This window comes from Nocardioides sp. (assembly GCF_044226765.1).
In the GTDB taxonomy this organism is placed as follows: domain Bacteria; phylum Actinomycetota; class Actinomycetes; order Propionibacteriales; family Nocardioidaceae; genus Nocardioides.
Genome location: NZ_JBGAGJ010000003.1, coordinates 26,156 through 39,728, shown reverse-complemented (window position 1 = coordinate 39,728; position 13,573 = coordinate 26,156). Strand labels below are relative to the sequence as shown.

13 protein-coding genes are annotated in these 13,573 nt (G+C 71.7%); 7 read left to right on the top strand and 6 right to left on the bottom strand.

Annotated features, from left to right (window positions below; genetic code table 11):
* Positions 1 to 54: 54 nt before the first annotated feature.
* Positions 55 to 441: a hypothetical protein gene (locus tag ACILRH_RS07800; RefSeq protein ID WP_395692152.1), complete on the top strand. Its 387-nt coding sequence runs from the start codon at positions 55 to 57 to the stop codon at positions 439 to 441.
* Between the two features lie 18 nt (positions 442 to 459).
* Here the strand turns inward: ACILRH_RS07800 and ACILRH_RS07795 are convergent, their stop codons facing one another.
* A complete protein-coding gene (locus ACILRH_RS07795) occupies positions 460 to 933 on the bottom strand; it encodes a TspO/MBR family protein (protein WP_395692150.1) in 474 nt (157 codons plus the stop codon).
* A gap of 52 nt (positions 934 to 985) precedes the next feature.
* Here ACILRH_RS07795 and ACILRH_RS07790 point away from each other — a divergent pair, with 52 nt between their 5' ends.
* From ACILRH_RS07790 to ACILRH_RS07775, 4 genes are all read left to right on the top strand, one after another.
* The gene (locus ACILRH_RS07790; protein ID WP_395692149.1) at positions 986 to 2,470 is read left to right on the top strand and encodes a gamma-glutamyltransferase; all 1,485 of its coding nucleotides are present in this window, start codon (positions 986 to 988) and stop codon (positions 2,468 to 2,470) included.
* 10 nt (positions 2,471 to 2,480) lie between these two features.
* Positions 2,481 to 2,915, top strand: coding sequence for a hypothetical protein (locus ACILRH_RS07785; RefSeq protein WP_395692147.1), 435 nt, complete (start codon positions 2,481 to 2,483; stop codon positions 2,913 to 2,915).
* A gap of 438 nt (positions 2,916 to 3,353) precedes the next feature.
* Positions 3,354 to 3,662 (top strand): hypothetical protein, encoded by a 309-nt coding sequence (locus tag ACILRH_RS07780; RefSeq protein ID WP_395692145.1) that lies wholly within the window; start codon positions 3,354 to 3,356, stop codon positions 3,660 to 3,662.
* 123 nt (positions 3,663 to 3,785) lie between these two features.
* Complete coding sequence (locus ACILRH_RS07775; RefSeq protein ID WP_395692143.1) at positions 3,786 to 4,877, top strand: IS110 family transposase; 1,092 nt, start codon at positions 3,786 to 3,788, stop codon at positions 4,875 to 4,877.
* Between the two features lie 289 nt (positions 4,878 to 5,166).
* Here the strand turns inward: ACILRH_RS07775 and ACILRH_RS07770 are convergent, their stop codons facing one another.
* The 4 genes from ACILRH_RS07770 to ACILRH_RS07755 form a co-directional block, all read right to left on the bottom strand.
* Positions 5,167 to 6,180, bottom strand: a complete 1,014-nt coding sequence (locus ACILRH_RS07770; RefSeq protein ID WP_395692141.1) for an IS481 family transposase — start codon at positions 6,178 to 6,180, stop codon at positions 5,167 to 5,169.
* 183 nt (positions 6,181 to 6,363) lie between these two features.
* Complete coding sequence (locus ACILRH_RS07765; RefSeq protein WP_395692139.1) at positions 6,364 to 6,825, bottom strand: hypothetical protein; 462 nt, start codon at positions 6,823 to 6,825, stop codon at positions 6,364 to 6,366.
* A gap of 585 nt (positions 6,826 to 7,410) precedes the next feature.
* Positions 7,411 to 8,763, bottom strand: a complete 1,353-nt coding sequence (locus ACILRH_RS07760) for a DUF222 domain-containing protein (protein ID WP_395692137.1) — start codon at positions 8,761 to 8,763, stop codon at positions 7,411 to 7,413.
* An 83-nt stretch (positions 8,764 to 8,846) separates the two neighbouring features.
* On the bottom strand, positions 8,847 to 10,223 hold the full coding sequence (locus ACILRH_RS07755; RefSeq protein WP_395692136.1) for a peptidoglycan DD-metalloendopeptidase family protein: 1,377 nt from the start codon (positions 10,221 to 10,223) through the stop codon (positions 8,847 to 8,849).
* A gap of 169 nt (positions 10,224 to 10,392) precedes the next feature.
* On the opposite strand from ACILRH_RS07755, the gene ACILRH_RS07750 reads away from it, so the two are divergent.
* The gene (locus tag ACILRH_RS07750; protein WP_395692134.1) at positions 10,393 to 10,659 is read left to right on the top strand and encodes a hypothetical protein; all 267 of its coding nucleotides are present in this window, start codon (positions 10,393 to 10,395) and stop codon (positions 10,657 to 10,659) included.
* A 91-nt stretch (positions 10,660 to 10,750) separates the two neighbouring features.
* Complete coding sequence (locus ACILRH_RS07745) at positions 10,751 to 12,253, top strand: S8 family peptidase (RefSeq protein WP_395692133.1); 1,503 nt, start codon at positions 10,751 to 10,753, stop codon at positions 12,251 to 12,253.
* Between the two features lie 117 nt (positions 12,254 to 12,370).
* Here the strand turns inward: ACILRH_RS07745 and ACILRH_RS07740 are convergent, their stop codons facing one another.
* Positions 12,371 to 13,570, bottom strand: a complete 1,200-nt coding sequence (locus ACILRH_RS07740) for a cysteine desulfurase-like protein (RefSeq protein ID WP_395692131.1) — start codon at positions 13,568 to 13,570, stop codon at positions 12,371 to 12,373.
* Between the last annotated feature and the right edge of the window lie 3 nt (positions 13,571 to 13,573).

Here is a 13,573-nt window from a genome sequence, read left to right as displayed (position 1 = left end):
GCGCTCTCATCCCGATCTCATCGCGGTCCCACCCGGGCCGTCCAGCCTGAGGGCATGAAGACGACACTCATCGCCACCGCAGCCGCCCTGCTCACCGTCCCGGTGCTCGCCGCCGGACCCGCCCAGGCCTCCGGGGGCTCGGACGCCGTACGCCGGGCCGGCTCGTGCTCGGGCGCCACCGCCTGGACGATCAAGGCCAAGCCCGACGACGGCCGGGTCGAGGTCGAGACCGAGGTCGACAGCAACCGCGCCGGCCAGACCTGGCGCTGGTCGCTGCGCCGAGACGGTGTCCTGGTCGACTCCGGCCGAGCGACCACCCGCGGACCGAGCGGCTCGTTCTCGGTCACCCGCCGCCCGGCCGGCGCGGCCGGTGCGGCGTTCGCGTTCCGCGCCACCAACCGCGCCACCGGCGAGACCTGCCTCGCGCGGGTCAGCCTCTAGACGCGCCGACTCGGTCGGTCACCTCGACCGGTTCCGCCACCAGACCGAGGCGTTCAGGGCGGTCGCGAAGCCGGTCCAGGCGACGTACGGCGCGAGCGCGGCCGCCGCCCTCCGGTCGTGCCGAGCGGCCTCGCGCAGGAGCGCGACGTTGAGGACGTCGAGCCCGGCGATCACCGCCAGGCCGGCCCCCGGCGACTGCCGCGCGAAGAACACCCAGCACCACCCGGCGTTCGTCGCGAGGTCGGCCGTGGTCAGCGCGAGCACGCGGCGCCCGTCCCGCGGCGACCGCCGCCGGGCGCGCTCGAGCGCCCGGCCGGTGCCCCACCCGATCAGCCCGTAGAGCGGCGTCCACACCAGCGGGAAGGCCGCCGGCGGCGGCTGCCAGTCCGGCTTGTCGAGCGAGGTGTACCAGTCGCTCGCGGGACGTGTGCCGAGGCTGCCGGCCACGGCGGCGGCTGCGGTGAGGGCGGCGGTGACCAGACGGGGGCGCATGCCCTCCAGCCTGCCCCACCGCCGGGCACGGACCGCTGGATACGGTGAGGACGTGCCCGACGTCGCGATCGCCACCCCCAACGAGGCCGCCGCGGACGCCGGCGAGGCGGTGGCCCGCGCGGGCGGCAACGCGGTCGACGCGGCCGTCGCCGCCGCGCTGGTGACGATGGTCAACGAGGTCGGGCTGGTCTCGCTCAGCTCCGGCGGGTTCGTCACCGTGCAGCCGGCGAGCGGCGGGACGCCGTACACGGTCGACGGCTGGATGGACATGCCCGGCCGCGGCCGCGAGCTCGGCGGCGGCACGTGGGACGTGCACACCGAGTACGGCGGCGGCGTCGACGTCACCATCGGCCCCGGGTCGGTCGCGGCCCACGGCTCGGTGGCCGCGCTCGAGCAGGCCCACGCCCGCGACGGCAGCCTGCCGTGGCGCGAGGTCGTCGCGCCGGCGGCGGACGTGGCCCGCGGCGGGTTCCGGCTCTCGGCGGCGTCGCGCTACTACCTGGACTACGTTCACGACTCGATCTTCGGCTGGGACGACGCCAGCCGGGCCGCCGTGCACGACGAGCAGGGTGAGGTGGTCACCGACCGGGTCGTGGTCCCGGACCTCGCACGGTCACTCGACCTGGTCGCCGACGAAGGCGCGGCCGTCCTGCACACCGGCGAGCTGGCGGCGCTGATCGCCGACGACGTGATCGCCCGCGGCGGCATCCTCGGCCGCGAGGACCTCGCCGCATACTCCCCCGCGGTCCGCAACTCGCTCACCACCCGGGTGGGCGGCTGGACCCTGGCGACGACCCCACCGCCCTCGGTCGGCGGGGTCTGCGTCGCTGCGATGCTCCGGCTGCTCGACGGCCGCCCGCACGAGCGGTGGACGCCCGAGGACGTCGAGTGGCTGGTGCGGGTCCAGCGCGCCGTCCTCGCTCACCGGCTGCAGGTGCTCGACACCGCGCCCGACCTGGAGGCCGACGCGACGGCGTACCTCGACCTGGTCGACCGCTCCTCGCTGCAGGCGCTGGAGTCGGGGTCGACGGCCCACTGCTCCGCGACCGACTCCGAGGGCCGGGCCTGCGCGGTCACCGTCTCGTCGGGCTACTTCTCCGGGATGATCGCGCGCGGCACCGGGATCTGGCTCAACAACACCCTCGGTGAGCAGGAGCTGAACGGCAGGGGCCTGCACACCCTGCCCCCGGGCTCGCGGCTCATGTCCAACATGGCGCCGACGGTCGGCCGGCACGCCGACGGCTCGGTGCTGGCGATCGGCTCGCCGGGTGCCGGGCGGATCGCCACCGCGATCGCGCAGGTGCTGGCCGGGTTCGTCGGCGGCCTGCCGCTGCAGGAGGCCGTGCACCACCCGCGCGTTCACGTGCACGACGCCGGGCGGGCCACCGAGGTCGTCAAGCGCGAGAGCGACGAGGGGCTGACGATGTACTACGGCGGCGTCGCCGCCACGCTGCTGCGCCCCGACGGCCGACTGGTCGCCGCCGCCGACCCCCGCCGCGAGGGCGCGGTGCGGGTGGTCCGCCGAGCGGCCTCCTAGGCTCGCAGCCATGTCCCTCCTCGACGCGCCGCCGACCTCGGCGCCACGCACGGTCGCCCGGGTGGCGCTCGGCGCGATCCTGGTCTTCGCCGGGATCAGCCACCTGACCTACGCCCGCGAGGAGTTCGTCGCGCAGGTGCCGGACTGGTTCCCGGTCGCCGACGACCCGGTGGTGGTCGTCTCGGGCGTCGTGGAGATCGGGCTGGGCGCGGCCCTCATCGCCTTCGGTCGCGGCCGCATCGGGATCGGTCTCCTCGCTGCGGCGTTCTTCGTCGCGGTCTTCCCGGGCAACATCGCGCAGTACGCCGAGCACACCGACGCGTTCGGCCTCGACACCGACCGCGCGCGCTTCATCCGCCTCTTCTTCCAGCCGGTGCTGGTGGTCTGGGCACTCTGGTCGACGGCCGCCTGGCGCGACCGCCCGTCGCGGCGCCCGCGGCCCTGACCCGCGCCCCTCATCCGATCCGCCCCAGCCGCCATGTTCGTGATGATCGCCGGGCGGCTCGCCGACCAGCGGGCGAGATCCGCCTCGATGACTCCGTCGCCGCCCTGACCCCTGCGGTGCTGTTGACGCATTCGCAGACGTATACCGCGGTTGAAGCGACCATGACACCGCAGCAGCGACCGTGTGCACCGACCTCGCATCGGCATGGGTGCGCGCTTGTCGCGGCAGATGCGGATCCTCGAGCCAGAAGAAGGGCAGGTGCGGGTCAGCGGTGTGTTGTCCACCGTCTCAAGCAGCCGATCGGTGGCTGGTTCACCACTGGGGGGCGGACGCCCGGATCTCGGCTGCTTGAACCGCGCAGATCGCGGCAGGTCCGTGCGTTGGGGACTTCACGTGGCGAACGGGCGCGCGGCCAGTCACGATGTAGCCGCCATGACGATGAGTGACGACGAGCGGCGCGCCGCCGTTGCCGAGTGTGAGCGACGACTTCACATCATGTCGGCCTTGGCCCGGGCCTTGGACGATCCGCAGATGGTTCTGGGCTTGCTTGTGAGCGCCGCAGATGTCGACGCCGCTCGAGCGGCTCTCCGGGTCAGTCTCGGCGTCGACGAGGTGCAGGCCAACGCAATCCTTGACCTGCAGTGGCGACGGGCGCCGAAGAGCGAGCGGGAGACGATTCGCGCCGACCAGGACCATCTGACTCAGGTGCTGAGGGACCTGCAGGCCGGCAGGACCGGCCCGGGCTAGACGGTATGGAGTGACCTCTCAGGGCTGCTGAGGGTTGTAGGCCGGGGCCCCACTCACAAATGGTCGTGGGTTACCGAGTAGGGCTGGCCTGCTCGGCCTATCCAACAGTTGTGGGAGGCCCCGGTGTTCACCGAGCGTACGAGCGTTGGGCTCGACGTGCACGCACGATCAGTCGCGGCGGCGGCGATCGATGGCGTCACGGGCGAGTTGGTCCAAGCGAAGCTGACCCCTTCGCACGAGCACATCCGGTCCTGGATCGAAGAGCTGCCGGGTCCGGTGGCGGTCACCTATGAGGCCGGCCCGACTGGGTTCGGGCTTCAGCGTCACCTGGATGCAGCCGGGATCCGGTGCGTGGTCGCGGCGCCATCGAAACTGCAGAGGCCCTCGGGCGATCGGATCAAGACCGACGCCAAGGACGCGGTCCACCTGGCCCGGCTGCTGCGACTCGACGAGATCACCGCAGTGGCGACTCCCACCGCGGACCAAGAGGCCGCCCGCGACCTGGTCCGTGCTCGCGAGGACTGCCGTGGTGACCTGATGCGGGCCCGGCACCGGCTGTCCAAGCTGCTGCTGCGCCACGGGATCGTCTACTACGGCGGTCAGGCATGGACCGGGAAGCACGACGCTTGGCTGCGGCACCAAGCCCTCCCGCAGCTGACCAGCCGTGCGACCCGGCTGACCTTTGACTCCGACTACGAGAACGTCTTGACGGCCAAAGCTCGCCGGGACCGGCTCGACACCGCGATCGGCCAGATGGCAGGCGATTCCGAGTTCACCGACCTGGTGCACCGCCTCGGATGCCTGCGTGGGGTCAGCACCCTGACCGGGTTCGCACTTGCGGTCGAAATTGGTGACTGGCACCGGTTCACCGGCAACACCATCGGCTCCTTCGTCGGTCTGGTGCCCAGCGAGTACTCCTCCGGGTCCTCACGTGTTCAGGGGTCGATCACCAAGACCGGCAACACCCACGTGCGTCGGCTACTGGTCGAGGCGGCCTGGCACCACCGTGCCCGCTACGTCGTGGGCAAGACCATGCGGGATCGGTGGGACCTGGCCCCCGCAGCTGCTCGGGTTCGTGGCGACGAGGGCAACCGGCGGCTGCACCAGCGGTGGGTGAAGTTCATCGACCGCAAGAAGAAGCCCACCATCGCCAACGTCGCGATCGCCCGCGAACTGGCCGGCTGGTGCTGGTCCCTGGCCGTGCTCGAGGAGTAGCCGACCACGATCTGCTTCGTCGTTCACGGCGGCCGGTGGCAGCGCGTGGAGCGACCCGCGAAACACCTATGAGCAGCCGACACCCTCGTCCGCGACGCTCGACGCTAGACAAGCGGTCCCGCTCCTGCCGAAAGCACCGTCCTGCGGTAACCAACCCGCGCATATCAGTCTGACCGCGCGTCGCCAACGACACGCTCACCAGCAACCACGACGGCGAAGCACGAGGCGCCCGCCCCGCAACGATCGGGACGGGCGCCTCACCCTGCTCTTGACAGGCGGCCACTACATATCAGATGTTCTGCCCGGGCAGGTTGGGCACGCGGTCGATGGGTGACTTGCCGTTGAGGCTGGTGTGGCCGCGGTGGTGATTGTAGTGGTGGAGCCAGTCGGGGTAGGCCTCTGCGCGGTCGGCCTCTGAGAGGTAGACGCGGGCGTAGGCCCACTCCTCGAGCAGGGTGCGGTTGAACCGCTCGACCTTGCCATTGGTCTGGGGCCGGTAGGGACGGGTGCGGCGGTGCTTGACCCGCTTGCCGAGGGTCTTGGCCCACAGCCGGGAGCGGTAGCAGGCACCGTTGTCGGTGAGCACGGCTTTGACGGTGATGCCGTGGGCGGCGAAGAACGCGCTGGCGCGCTTCCAGAACGCCGCGGCGGTTTCCTTGCGCTCGTCGGGGAGGATCTCGGAGTACGCCAGCCGGGAGTGGTCGTCCACGGCGTGGTGGAGGTACACGTAGCCCCGCGACGACGCAGCGCCGGCGCGGGCCGCGCGATCACGGTGCCCGCCAGCTCGTCGGTCCTGTGCGGATCCGCGGCCGAAGACCCGCCAGCCGCCACCGTCGGGGATCTTGCCGAGCTTCTTGATGTCGACGTGGACCAGGTCGCCGGCAGCGGGGTGCTCGTAGCGGTTCTTCTCGCGCGAGGAGGTCTTGATCCGGGTGCCGGTGGCTGGGTCGGTCCACTTCAACCGGGGACATCCGAAGCGGCGCAGGACCTGGTGGACGGTCGAGGGGTTCAGCCCCAGGTGGTAGGCGATCCGTGCCGGTCCCCAGCGTCGGGTCACCCGCAGCTTCACGATCCGTCGTTCGACCCGCTGCGGCAGCCGGTTCGGGCAGCGGTGCGGCCGCGATGGCCGGTCGACCATCCCGGCCTTCCCGAACTCGCGGTACCGGGTGGCCCACCGGCGCGCGGTGGTGATGGCAACCGAGAACCGTTCGGCCGCCCTGGCATAGGTCCAGCCCTGGTCAACGATCAACTGGGCCAGCCGCAGTCGCCCGGCAGGAGTCAGGGTCGCGTTAGCGTGGGACACGAAGACCTCCGTGGTGAGAGTGGTTGCTGTGGTAGCTCCACACCTCACCCGGAGGTCTTCGTCATGATCCAGCCGACCCGCCGTACCTAACGTCCGTGGTCAGAACAGCTAGACCGTATGCCTGGCGATTTGCCTGGTGGGCGACCCCGAGTCCAGTCGGAACAGGCTTCCTGGCGAACGTGTCTAGTCACTCAGGGTGGGAGCCGGGGCCTTCGTCTCAGTGCTGTCGTGTGTCACGTACTTTCGCCAGAAGGCACGGAAGACCAGGGCGGGAGCCTGCCACAGGCCAAAGCAGATCGTGCCTACGAAGAGCGCGAGGCTGAGGCTGCCGAGCGGGTCCACGCCGTTGAACAGGTATCCGGTATCAGGGTTGCGCTCTGCGTGCAGCCCAACGAGTAGGAAGAGTCCGGTCCACAGCGCAACAGCCGAGGTCCAGAGACCCATGAGGGTCCAAACCTCTTGCTTGACGGTCAGGTTCGGCCGCCCATACGACCGCGCCATGGCGTACGACCCGACCCCTACGTAGGTCGGGACAAGGAGCCAGATGAAGAAGTCCTCAACGCCGTGTACGTCCCACGGCCGCGAAAGCACGACGATCCAGAACAGTCCGACCAGGACAAGGCTGGCGAGCATGAGCGGGTCCACCCGCGCCCCCTGTCGGCCGTTCTGCACCCTGGCAGTCTAGGGATCACGATCGCGCACGCTGCTGGTTTCCCCAACAGGCTGGGCGTTCAGCGAAGTGGGGGCTGGCGACCAAGCCGAGTGGCAGCGGCGGAACCCGGGGGACGACGGCTCCGAGAGGCACGTGAGGAGGAGTTGGGCGAGGAGTTCCTTGTCCTTGCCATCTGAGTGCACGGACATCGGCTGCCACGACCACACCTCGCGCCAGATCGGGCCGTTCCTCGCAGCGCGGACTCTGGAGGTCATGCGGACGGAGCAAGGGGTGACACCGTCCGCATGACGTCCCAGGGGTGACCGGATCTCGGCTGCTCCGGTAACGCCGCGACGGCGCGCAAGACCGCACCCAGAAAGACCCGTCGAGATGTGGACGACCTCCAGGCGCTCGGCGATCGGCGCCGAGCGCCTCCCTCTGAGCACCAGGACAACGGGCACCAGCTCAGCGTCGAAGGCGCGAAGTGCAGAGAAGCCCCGCAACCCGCTGACCGTGCGGAAGCGTGCGGCAGCTCCCCCGCCTACCTGGTGATTCGCAACTGCCAGTAGCCGGCAGGCTCAGGCGGCCCGGTAGGGCGGTGCGACGTGCCAGGTGATCCGTCCGTCGTGGCTCAGAGGTGGTGGGTGCCAGGCCGGTCTTCGGGTGACGGGGTCGATCGTGAGGGTCCAGGCGGTCTGGTGCACGGTGACGTGGTGGCGGCGGCACAGCAGGGCCAGGTTGTCCAGGCTGGTCGGGCCGCCGTCGGCCCAGTGCACGACGTGGTGGGCGTCGCAGGCCTGGGGCAGTCGCTGGCAGCCGGGGAAGGCGCAGTGCCGGTCGCGTGCGACCAGGGCGCGCCAGATGCCGGTGGTCACCAGGCGCTGGGCACGGCCGACGTCGAGGACCTCGCTGTGGGTGCCCAGGACGACGGGGATCACCTCGGCGTCGCACGCCATCTGGCGCACCGCGGACGCCGACATCGGCTGACCTCCGGACATGGAGCCCGCCGCGGCGGCGAGGTCATCGTTGAGCTTGTCGAAGTCCACCACGACCGACATCCGCGGTGACGCCCCGTGCGACTCGGGCAGCACCTCGGCGGTCTGTAGCCGCCGGCACGCCTCGACCAGGGCGTCCCACAGCCGGGCACCGAATTCGCGCGGGTCGCGGCCGTCGTGAGCGCAGCCCGGCTCCGGGCACGGCGTGCCGGGTCCCGAGGCCGGGTGCCGCGAGACACCGCCACAGGCGCCCGGCTGCGTGGTGACCGGCGCCGCCAGCGGCAGCAGCGCCGCCTTGACCTCCTCGACGCTCTCGGCATCGGCGTAGCCGGTGATCTTGACCCCACCCAGCGCGTCGGGGGTGAACCCGAGGAACCGGGCCTGGTGGGCGGCCCGCTCGCGCCGCGGCAGCTCCTGGTCGTCACCGAACAGGCTGCCGTCGGGATCGATCTCGGCCACCACGTCGGACCAGGCGTGGTCGAGGTCCGTGGCGTCGAGGTCGCGCGCCTTCTCCAGCAGCACCCGGGCGGCCGCCTGCCGCACCGCATCGGCGCGCGGCAGCTGACCCACCCGGTTCGCGATGACGCGCGCCTTGTCAGCCGACAGCCAGCCGTCCGCCAGGGCACCACGCACCTGCGGCAGGTGGCGCAGCCGCTCGGCGAGCCGCAGCGCGCCACCGCCGGCGCCCTTGCGGCCACCGGAGACCGCGGTCAGGAAGTCCTTGGTCGACGCCCACCCGACCGCAGCCGTCGCCCCGGTCTGCTCCAGCCGGCCGGCCACCTCGAGTCGGGCGGCGTCCAGCCGGGCCCGCATCCGCTCCAGCTCGACGGCCAACCCCGGCAGCTCCTCGGCCGGCACCACGTCCCAGTCGACCGCCGCCAACGCTCCGAACGCCGCACCGGCCACCGCGGCTGCGGTCGCGGCGGGGGTGGACATGTCGCGAGTCTAACCGAACATACGTTCGAAAGCAAGGCCCTGTTCGAGACACGTCTCAAATCACGCCTCAGTAGTCGGCGCGGTCAGTAGCTCCAGCCGATCAGGTTGTGTGGGTAGACCTGCTTCGCCTTGCCGTCGAGCTTGATGTCGATGTGAAGATGAGGGCCCGTGACGCACCCACGGTCCCCCGAGTACCCGAGCAGCTGCCCCGCACTGACGCCCTGGCCGTTGCTCACCGAGAAGCTGCGCATGTGGGCGTAGTCGAACCGGTAGGTGTGACCGTCACGGTTCGACGTGACGAGCAGATCCTGCTGGACGCGTCCGATCGCTGCGGGGACCGGGCACCAGGCGGAGGTCACAGGGTAGGCGGGCGGGATGGTCACGGTCCCGCCGTACATCGCGTAGACGGGCGTGCCGATCGGCACCGGGAAGTCGTCGCCGTTGTGGCCGGAGTAGGTGGTGAGCTTGGCGTGCGGCTGGATCGGGTAGATCCAGCCGTTCATGCCGGGGAGGGTGGTGGTCTGGCCGCCACCGCAGTTGGGCTCGTTGGCCACGAACCCGATGACCCCCTTGGGGACCAGACCGTCCACCGTCGTCTTGAAGTCCGCATCGGCCACCCAGTCGCCCCAGAGGAGCCGGTGCCAGGTCGAGCTCCTGGCGGTGCCGGGCGTCGCGCTCCCGTCGACCGCCTGCCCGTTGGTGACCCCGCAGACGACCGGCAGCCGCGTCCCCACCGGATAGACCCGGAACTGCGTGCTGTTGAGCGTCGGCTGCGACTGGCTCTGGGTGCCCGAGACGTTGCCCGCCTTGGACCCGGCGTAGACCGTGATCCAGCCGACCACGTTCGGCGCCCAGACGGCCTTGCCCTTGTCGTCGTAGACGACCAGGTTGCCGTCGTCCTGGAGCACCAGCCGGGTTCCACCCGATCCCCACGACCCCGTGCTCCACCTCGCCGAGCCGCCGTCGTAGACGACGGCGTTGCCGTCGCCCTGCATGACGAGCCGGAGGCCGGAACCGTGCGTCCCCGACGCCCACACCGCAGTGGACCCCTTGTACTCGACGAGGTTGCCGTCGCTCTGCTGGACCAGCGTGTACTGCCCACTGGGCGAGTGCAGGTACTGCCCGGGCTGCAGCGTCTCGCCGGCTCGCAACACGCTGGGCACCGCGACCGTCACGACCTGCGCGGTCTCCGACCTGGCCGCGTAACCGGCCGCCGTGCCCGTCACCGTCACGGCGATCGCCGCGGCCTCGTCGACAAAGCCGAGCCGGTACGTCGGCCCCGTCGCGCCGCTGACGACTGCGCCGTTCCGGCTCCACCGGTACCCGAGCCTGGCAGCGGGGCTCCACGTCCCAGGCACGGCGGTCAACGTCGAGCCGACGGCCGCTGTGCCGGAGATCGTCGGGCGTGACCCGACGAGCAGGCCGCGGCCCACCTTCTTCGCAGCGGAGGTTCTGCTCATCGGGGCGAGGCCCGCCCGGCGGGCGGTGACGGTCACGTGGATGCGGTTGCCGGCTGCAGCCCCAGGGAGTGTCCACGACCTGCCGGTGGCGCCCTTGACGGCTCTGGGGCCGAGGTACCACTGGTAGGACAGGCTGGTCGGCCGCGGCGTCCACCTCCCCGGGTTCGCGGTGACGGTCGACCCGACCCGCAAGCTCCCGCTGACCGTCGGCACCGGCTTCGTGTCGAACGTCCTCGACGCCGAGGCGGAGCCGGACGGGCCGACCAAAGCCAGGACGACGGCCGACACCACGAGCATCACCGAGGCCGCGCGCCCCGAATCCCACCGGAACAACACGCTTCCCCCTGCGTTGCTTCACGACCCGGACAACGAGGGGAGTCTGTCGGACGCCCGGGCGACCGTCGGGGTTATCGGGCGGTCCATACCATCGGTCTAGACCACACCCTCTTCTCAGCCGGCCCCGACAGCGTGTTGGATGGTGCGCCTGCGCCTGATCCGGCGCAGGACTCTCTCGGGAAGGGATCCTCATGGTCCGCATGTCCGTGCGACGGCCCGCTCTGCTCGCCACCGCGAGCGCCGGTCTCGTCGCTGCTGCCCTCGTCGCCGTCACCGGCCCCGGTGCCACGGCGCAGCCGGCCGCCCACCACCACAACCACCAGCCGCCGTCCACGCCGGTGCCGATCGAGACGCCGGACGGCGCGGTGTCGTCGTACCTGCTCAACGCCCGCACCACCAACGCCAACCAGGTCCAGCGCGTCGAGCGGGCCGTCACCGAGGCCGGCGGCACGGTCGTGCAGGCCTGGCCGCAGATCGGCGTCGTCGTCGCGCACGCCACCACGTCGACGTTCCGCGAGGACGTCAAGGACGAGGCGCGCGGGTCCCTGCTCTCGGTCGGCGCCACCCGCACCGTGCCCGTCTCGGAGGGCACGCCGGCCACCTTCGCCGCCCGCTCGCAGCGCGTCGACAAGGGCGAGGCGACCACCGAGGTCACGCCCGACCCGCGCGAGGGCGAGCAGTGGGACATGCGGATGATCAAGGCCGACCAGGCCCACCAGGTCACCGACGGGCGCCGCAGCGTGCTGGTCGGCGTGCTCGACAGCGGCATCGACCCCGACCACCCCGACCTCGCCGCGAACATCGACACCGCGGACTCGGTCAACTGCTCCGACGCCGGCCGGCCCGACACCTCGCCGACCGGCTGGTGGCCCACCACCAGCGACCACGGCACCCACGTCGCCGGCACCATCGCCGCCGCGCGCAACGGCGTCGGCATCGTCGGCGTCGCGCCGAACGTGCGGCTCGCCTCGGTCAAGGTCGTGAACGACGACGGGTTCATCTACCCCGAGTACGCCGTGTGCGGCTTCATGTGGGCGGCCCTGCACCACATGGACGTGACCAACAACAGCTACTACGTCGACCCGTTCATGTTCTACTGCTCCGACCAGCCGGACCAGGCGGCCGCGAAGACGGCCGTCGACCGGGCGGTGCAGTGGTCGATCCACCGGGGTGTCGTGTCCGCGGCCGCGGCCGGCAACGCGTCGTACGACCTGGCGAACAAGACCACCGACGCCACCAGCCCCGACGACGCGGCGACGCCGACCCAGCGCGTCATCAACAAGGGCTGCCAGGACATCCCCACCGAGCTCGACGGCGTGGTGACAGTCTCGTCGCTGGAGCAGTATCCGGCCGGCTCGACCGAGAGCCGCCTGTCCGGCTTCTCCAACCGTGGCCTCGGCGTCATCGACGTCGCCGCCCCGGGCTCGCGGATCCTGTCGACGATCGTGGCCAACAACGGCTACGGCCTCAAGAGCGGCACCTCGATGGCTACGCCCCACGTCGCCGGCGTGCTGGCGCTGATGAAGTCGGCCCACCCGGGCTGGTCACCGGCCACGATGCTCGCGAAGCTGCGCGCCGAGGCCGACGACAAGGCCTGCTCGGCCGCCACCGCCGGCGCCCCGTGCGTCGGCCCGGCGACGGACAACAGCTACTTCGGCGAGGGTGTCGTCGACGCCCTCGACGCCGTGCGCTGACCGCCGGCTCGGTGGTCGAGTAGCCCGCGAGGAACGAGCGGGCGTATCGAGACCAACGGCCCGTGGCTCCCACTCGACCGGGAGCCGCGGGCCGTTGACCTGTCCAGGTCGGCTGACCTACCGCGCGACCTCGGCCACGCCGGCGAGCAGCCGGTCGACGTCGTCCTCGTTCGAGTACGGCGCCAGGCCGGCCCGCACCGCGCCACTGTCGCCGAGGCCGACCCAGCGGGACGCCTCGATCGCGTAGAAGTGGCTCGCCGGCGCGTTCACGCCCGCCGCGGCCAGCTGCTCGTGCACGTCGCGGCCGGACCGGCCGTCGACGGAGAACCAGGCGGTCGGCGTACGTCGCGCGGGTGAGCCGTGCAGCGTCACCCCGTCGATGCCGCGCAGCCCCTCCAGCAGCCGGCCGAAGAGCTGCTCCTCGTGCTCCTCGACCGCCCGCATCGACTCGAGCACGCGGGTGCGCCGGTCGGGGGCCGAGGACGCGAGCCCGGCCAGGTAGTCGATCGCGGCGGTGGTGCCGGCGAGCAGCTCGTAGGGCAGGGTGCCGAGCTCGAACCGCTCGGGCACGTCGTCGCTGGAGGGCAGCAGCTTGTCGGGGTGCAGCCGCTCGAGCAGCGCCGGCGCCGCCACGACGACGCCGTGGTGTGGGCCGAGGAACTTGTAGGGCGAGCACGCGTAGAGGTCGGCCCCGAGCGCCGGGACGTCGACAGGTGCATGGGGCGTGAGGTGCACGCCGTCGACGAAGAGCAGCGCGCCGACCGCGTGCACGGCCTCGGCGATCGCGGGCAGGTCGGGCCGGGTGCCCAGCACGTTGGACGCGCCGGTGACCGCGACCAGCCGGGTCCGGTCGGACAGCTCGGCGCGCACGTCGTCGACGGTGAGCTCGCCGGTCGCCCGGTCGAAACCGACCCACCGGACCGTCGCGCCCGCCCGCTCGGCCGCCTGCACCCACGGCCGGATGTTCGCGTCGTGGTCGAGCCGGGTCGCCACGACCTCGTCACCGGGCTCCCACTCCGCGGCGAGCGCCCGCGCCACGTCGTACGTCGCCTGCGTCATCGACCGCGCGAAGACGACCCCGCTCCGGTCGCACCCGAGCAGGTCGGCCACCGCGGCCCGCGCGCCGCGCACGACGTCCTCGGCCCGCAGCTCCGCCGCGGTGACGGTGCCGCGGTTGGAGATGCCCGACGTCATGGTCGCCGCGACCGCCTCGGCCACCTGGCGCGGCACCTGCGTCCCGCCCGGCCCGTCGAAGAAGGCGGTCCCGTCCTCCAGAGCGGGGAAGTCGCGCCGGATGCGAGCCACGTCGAGAGTCATGCA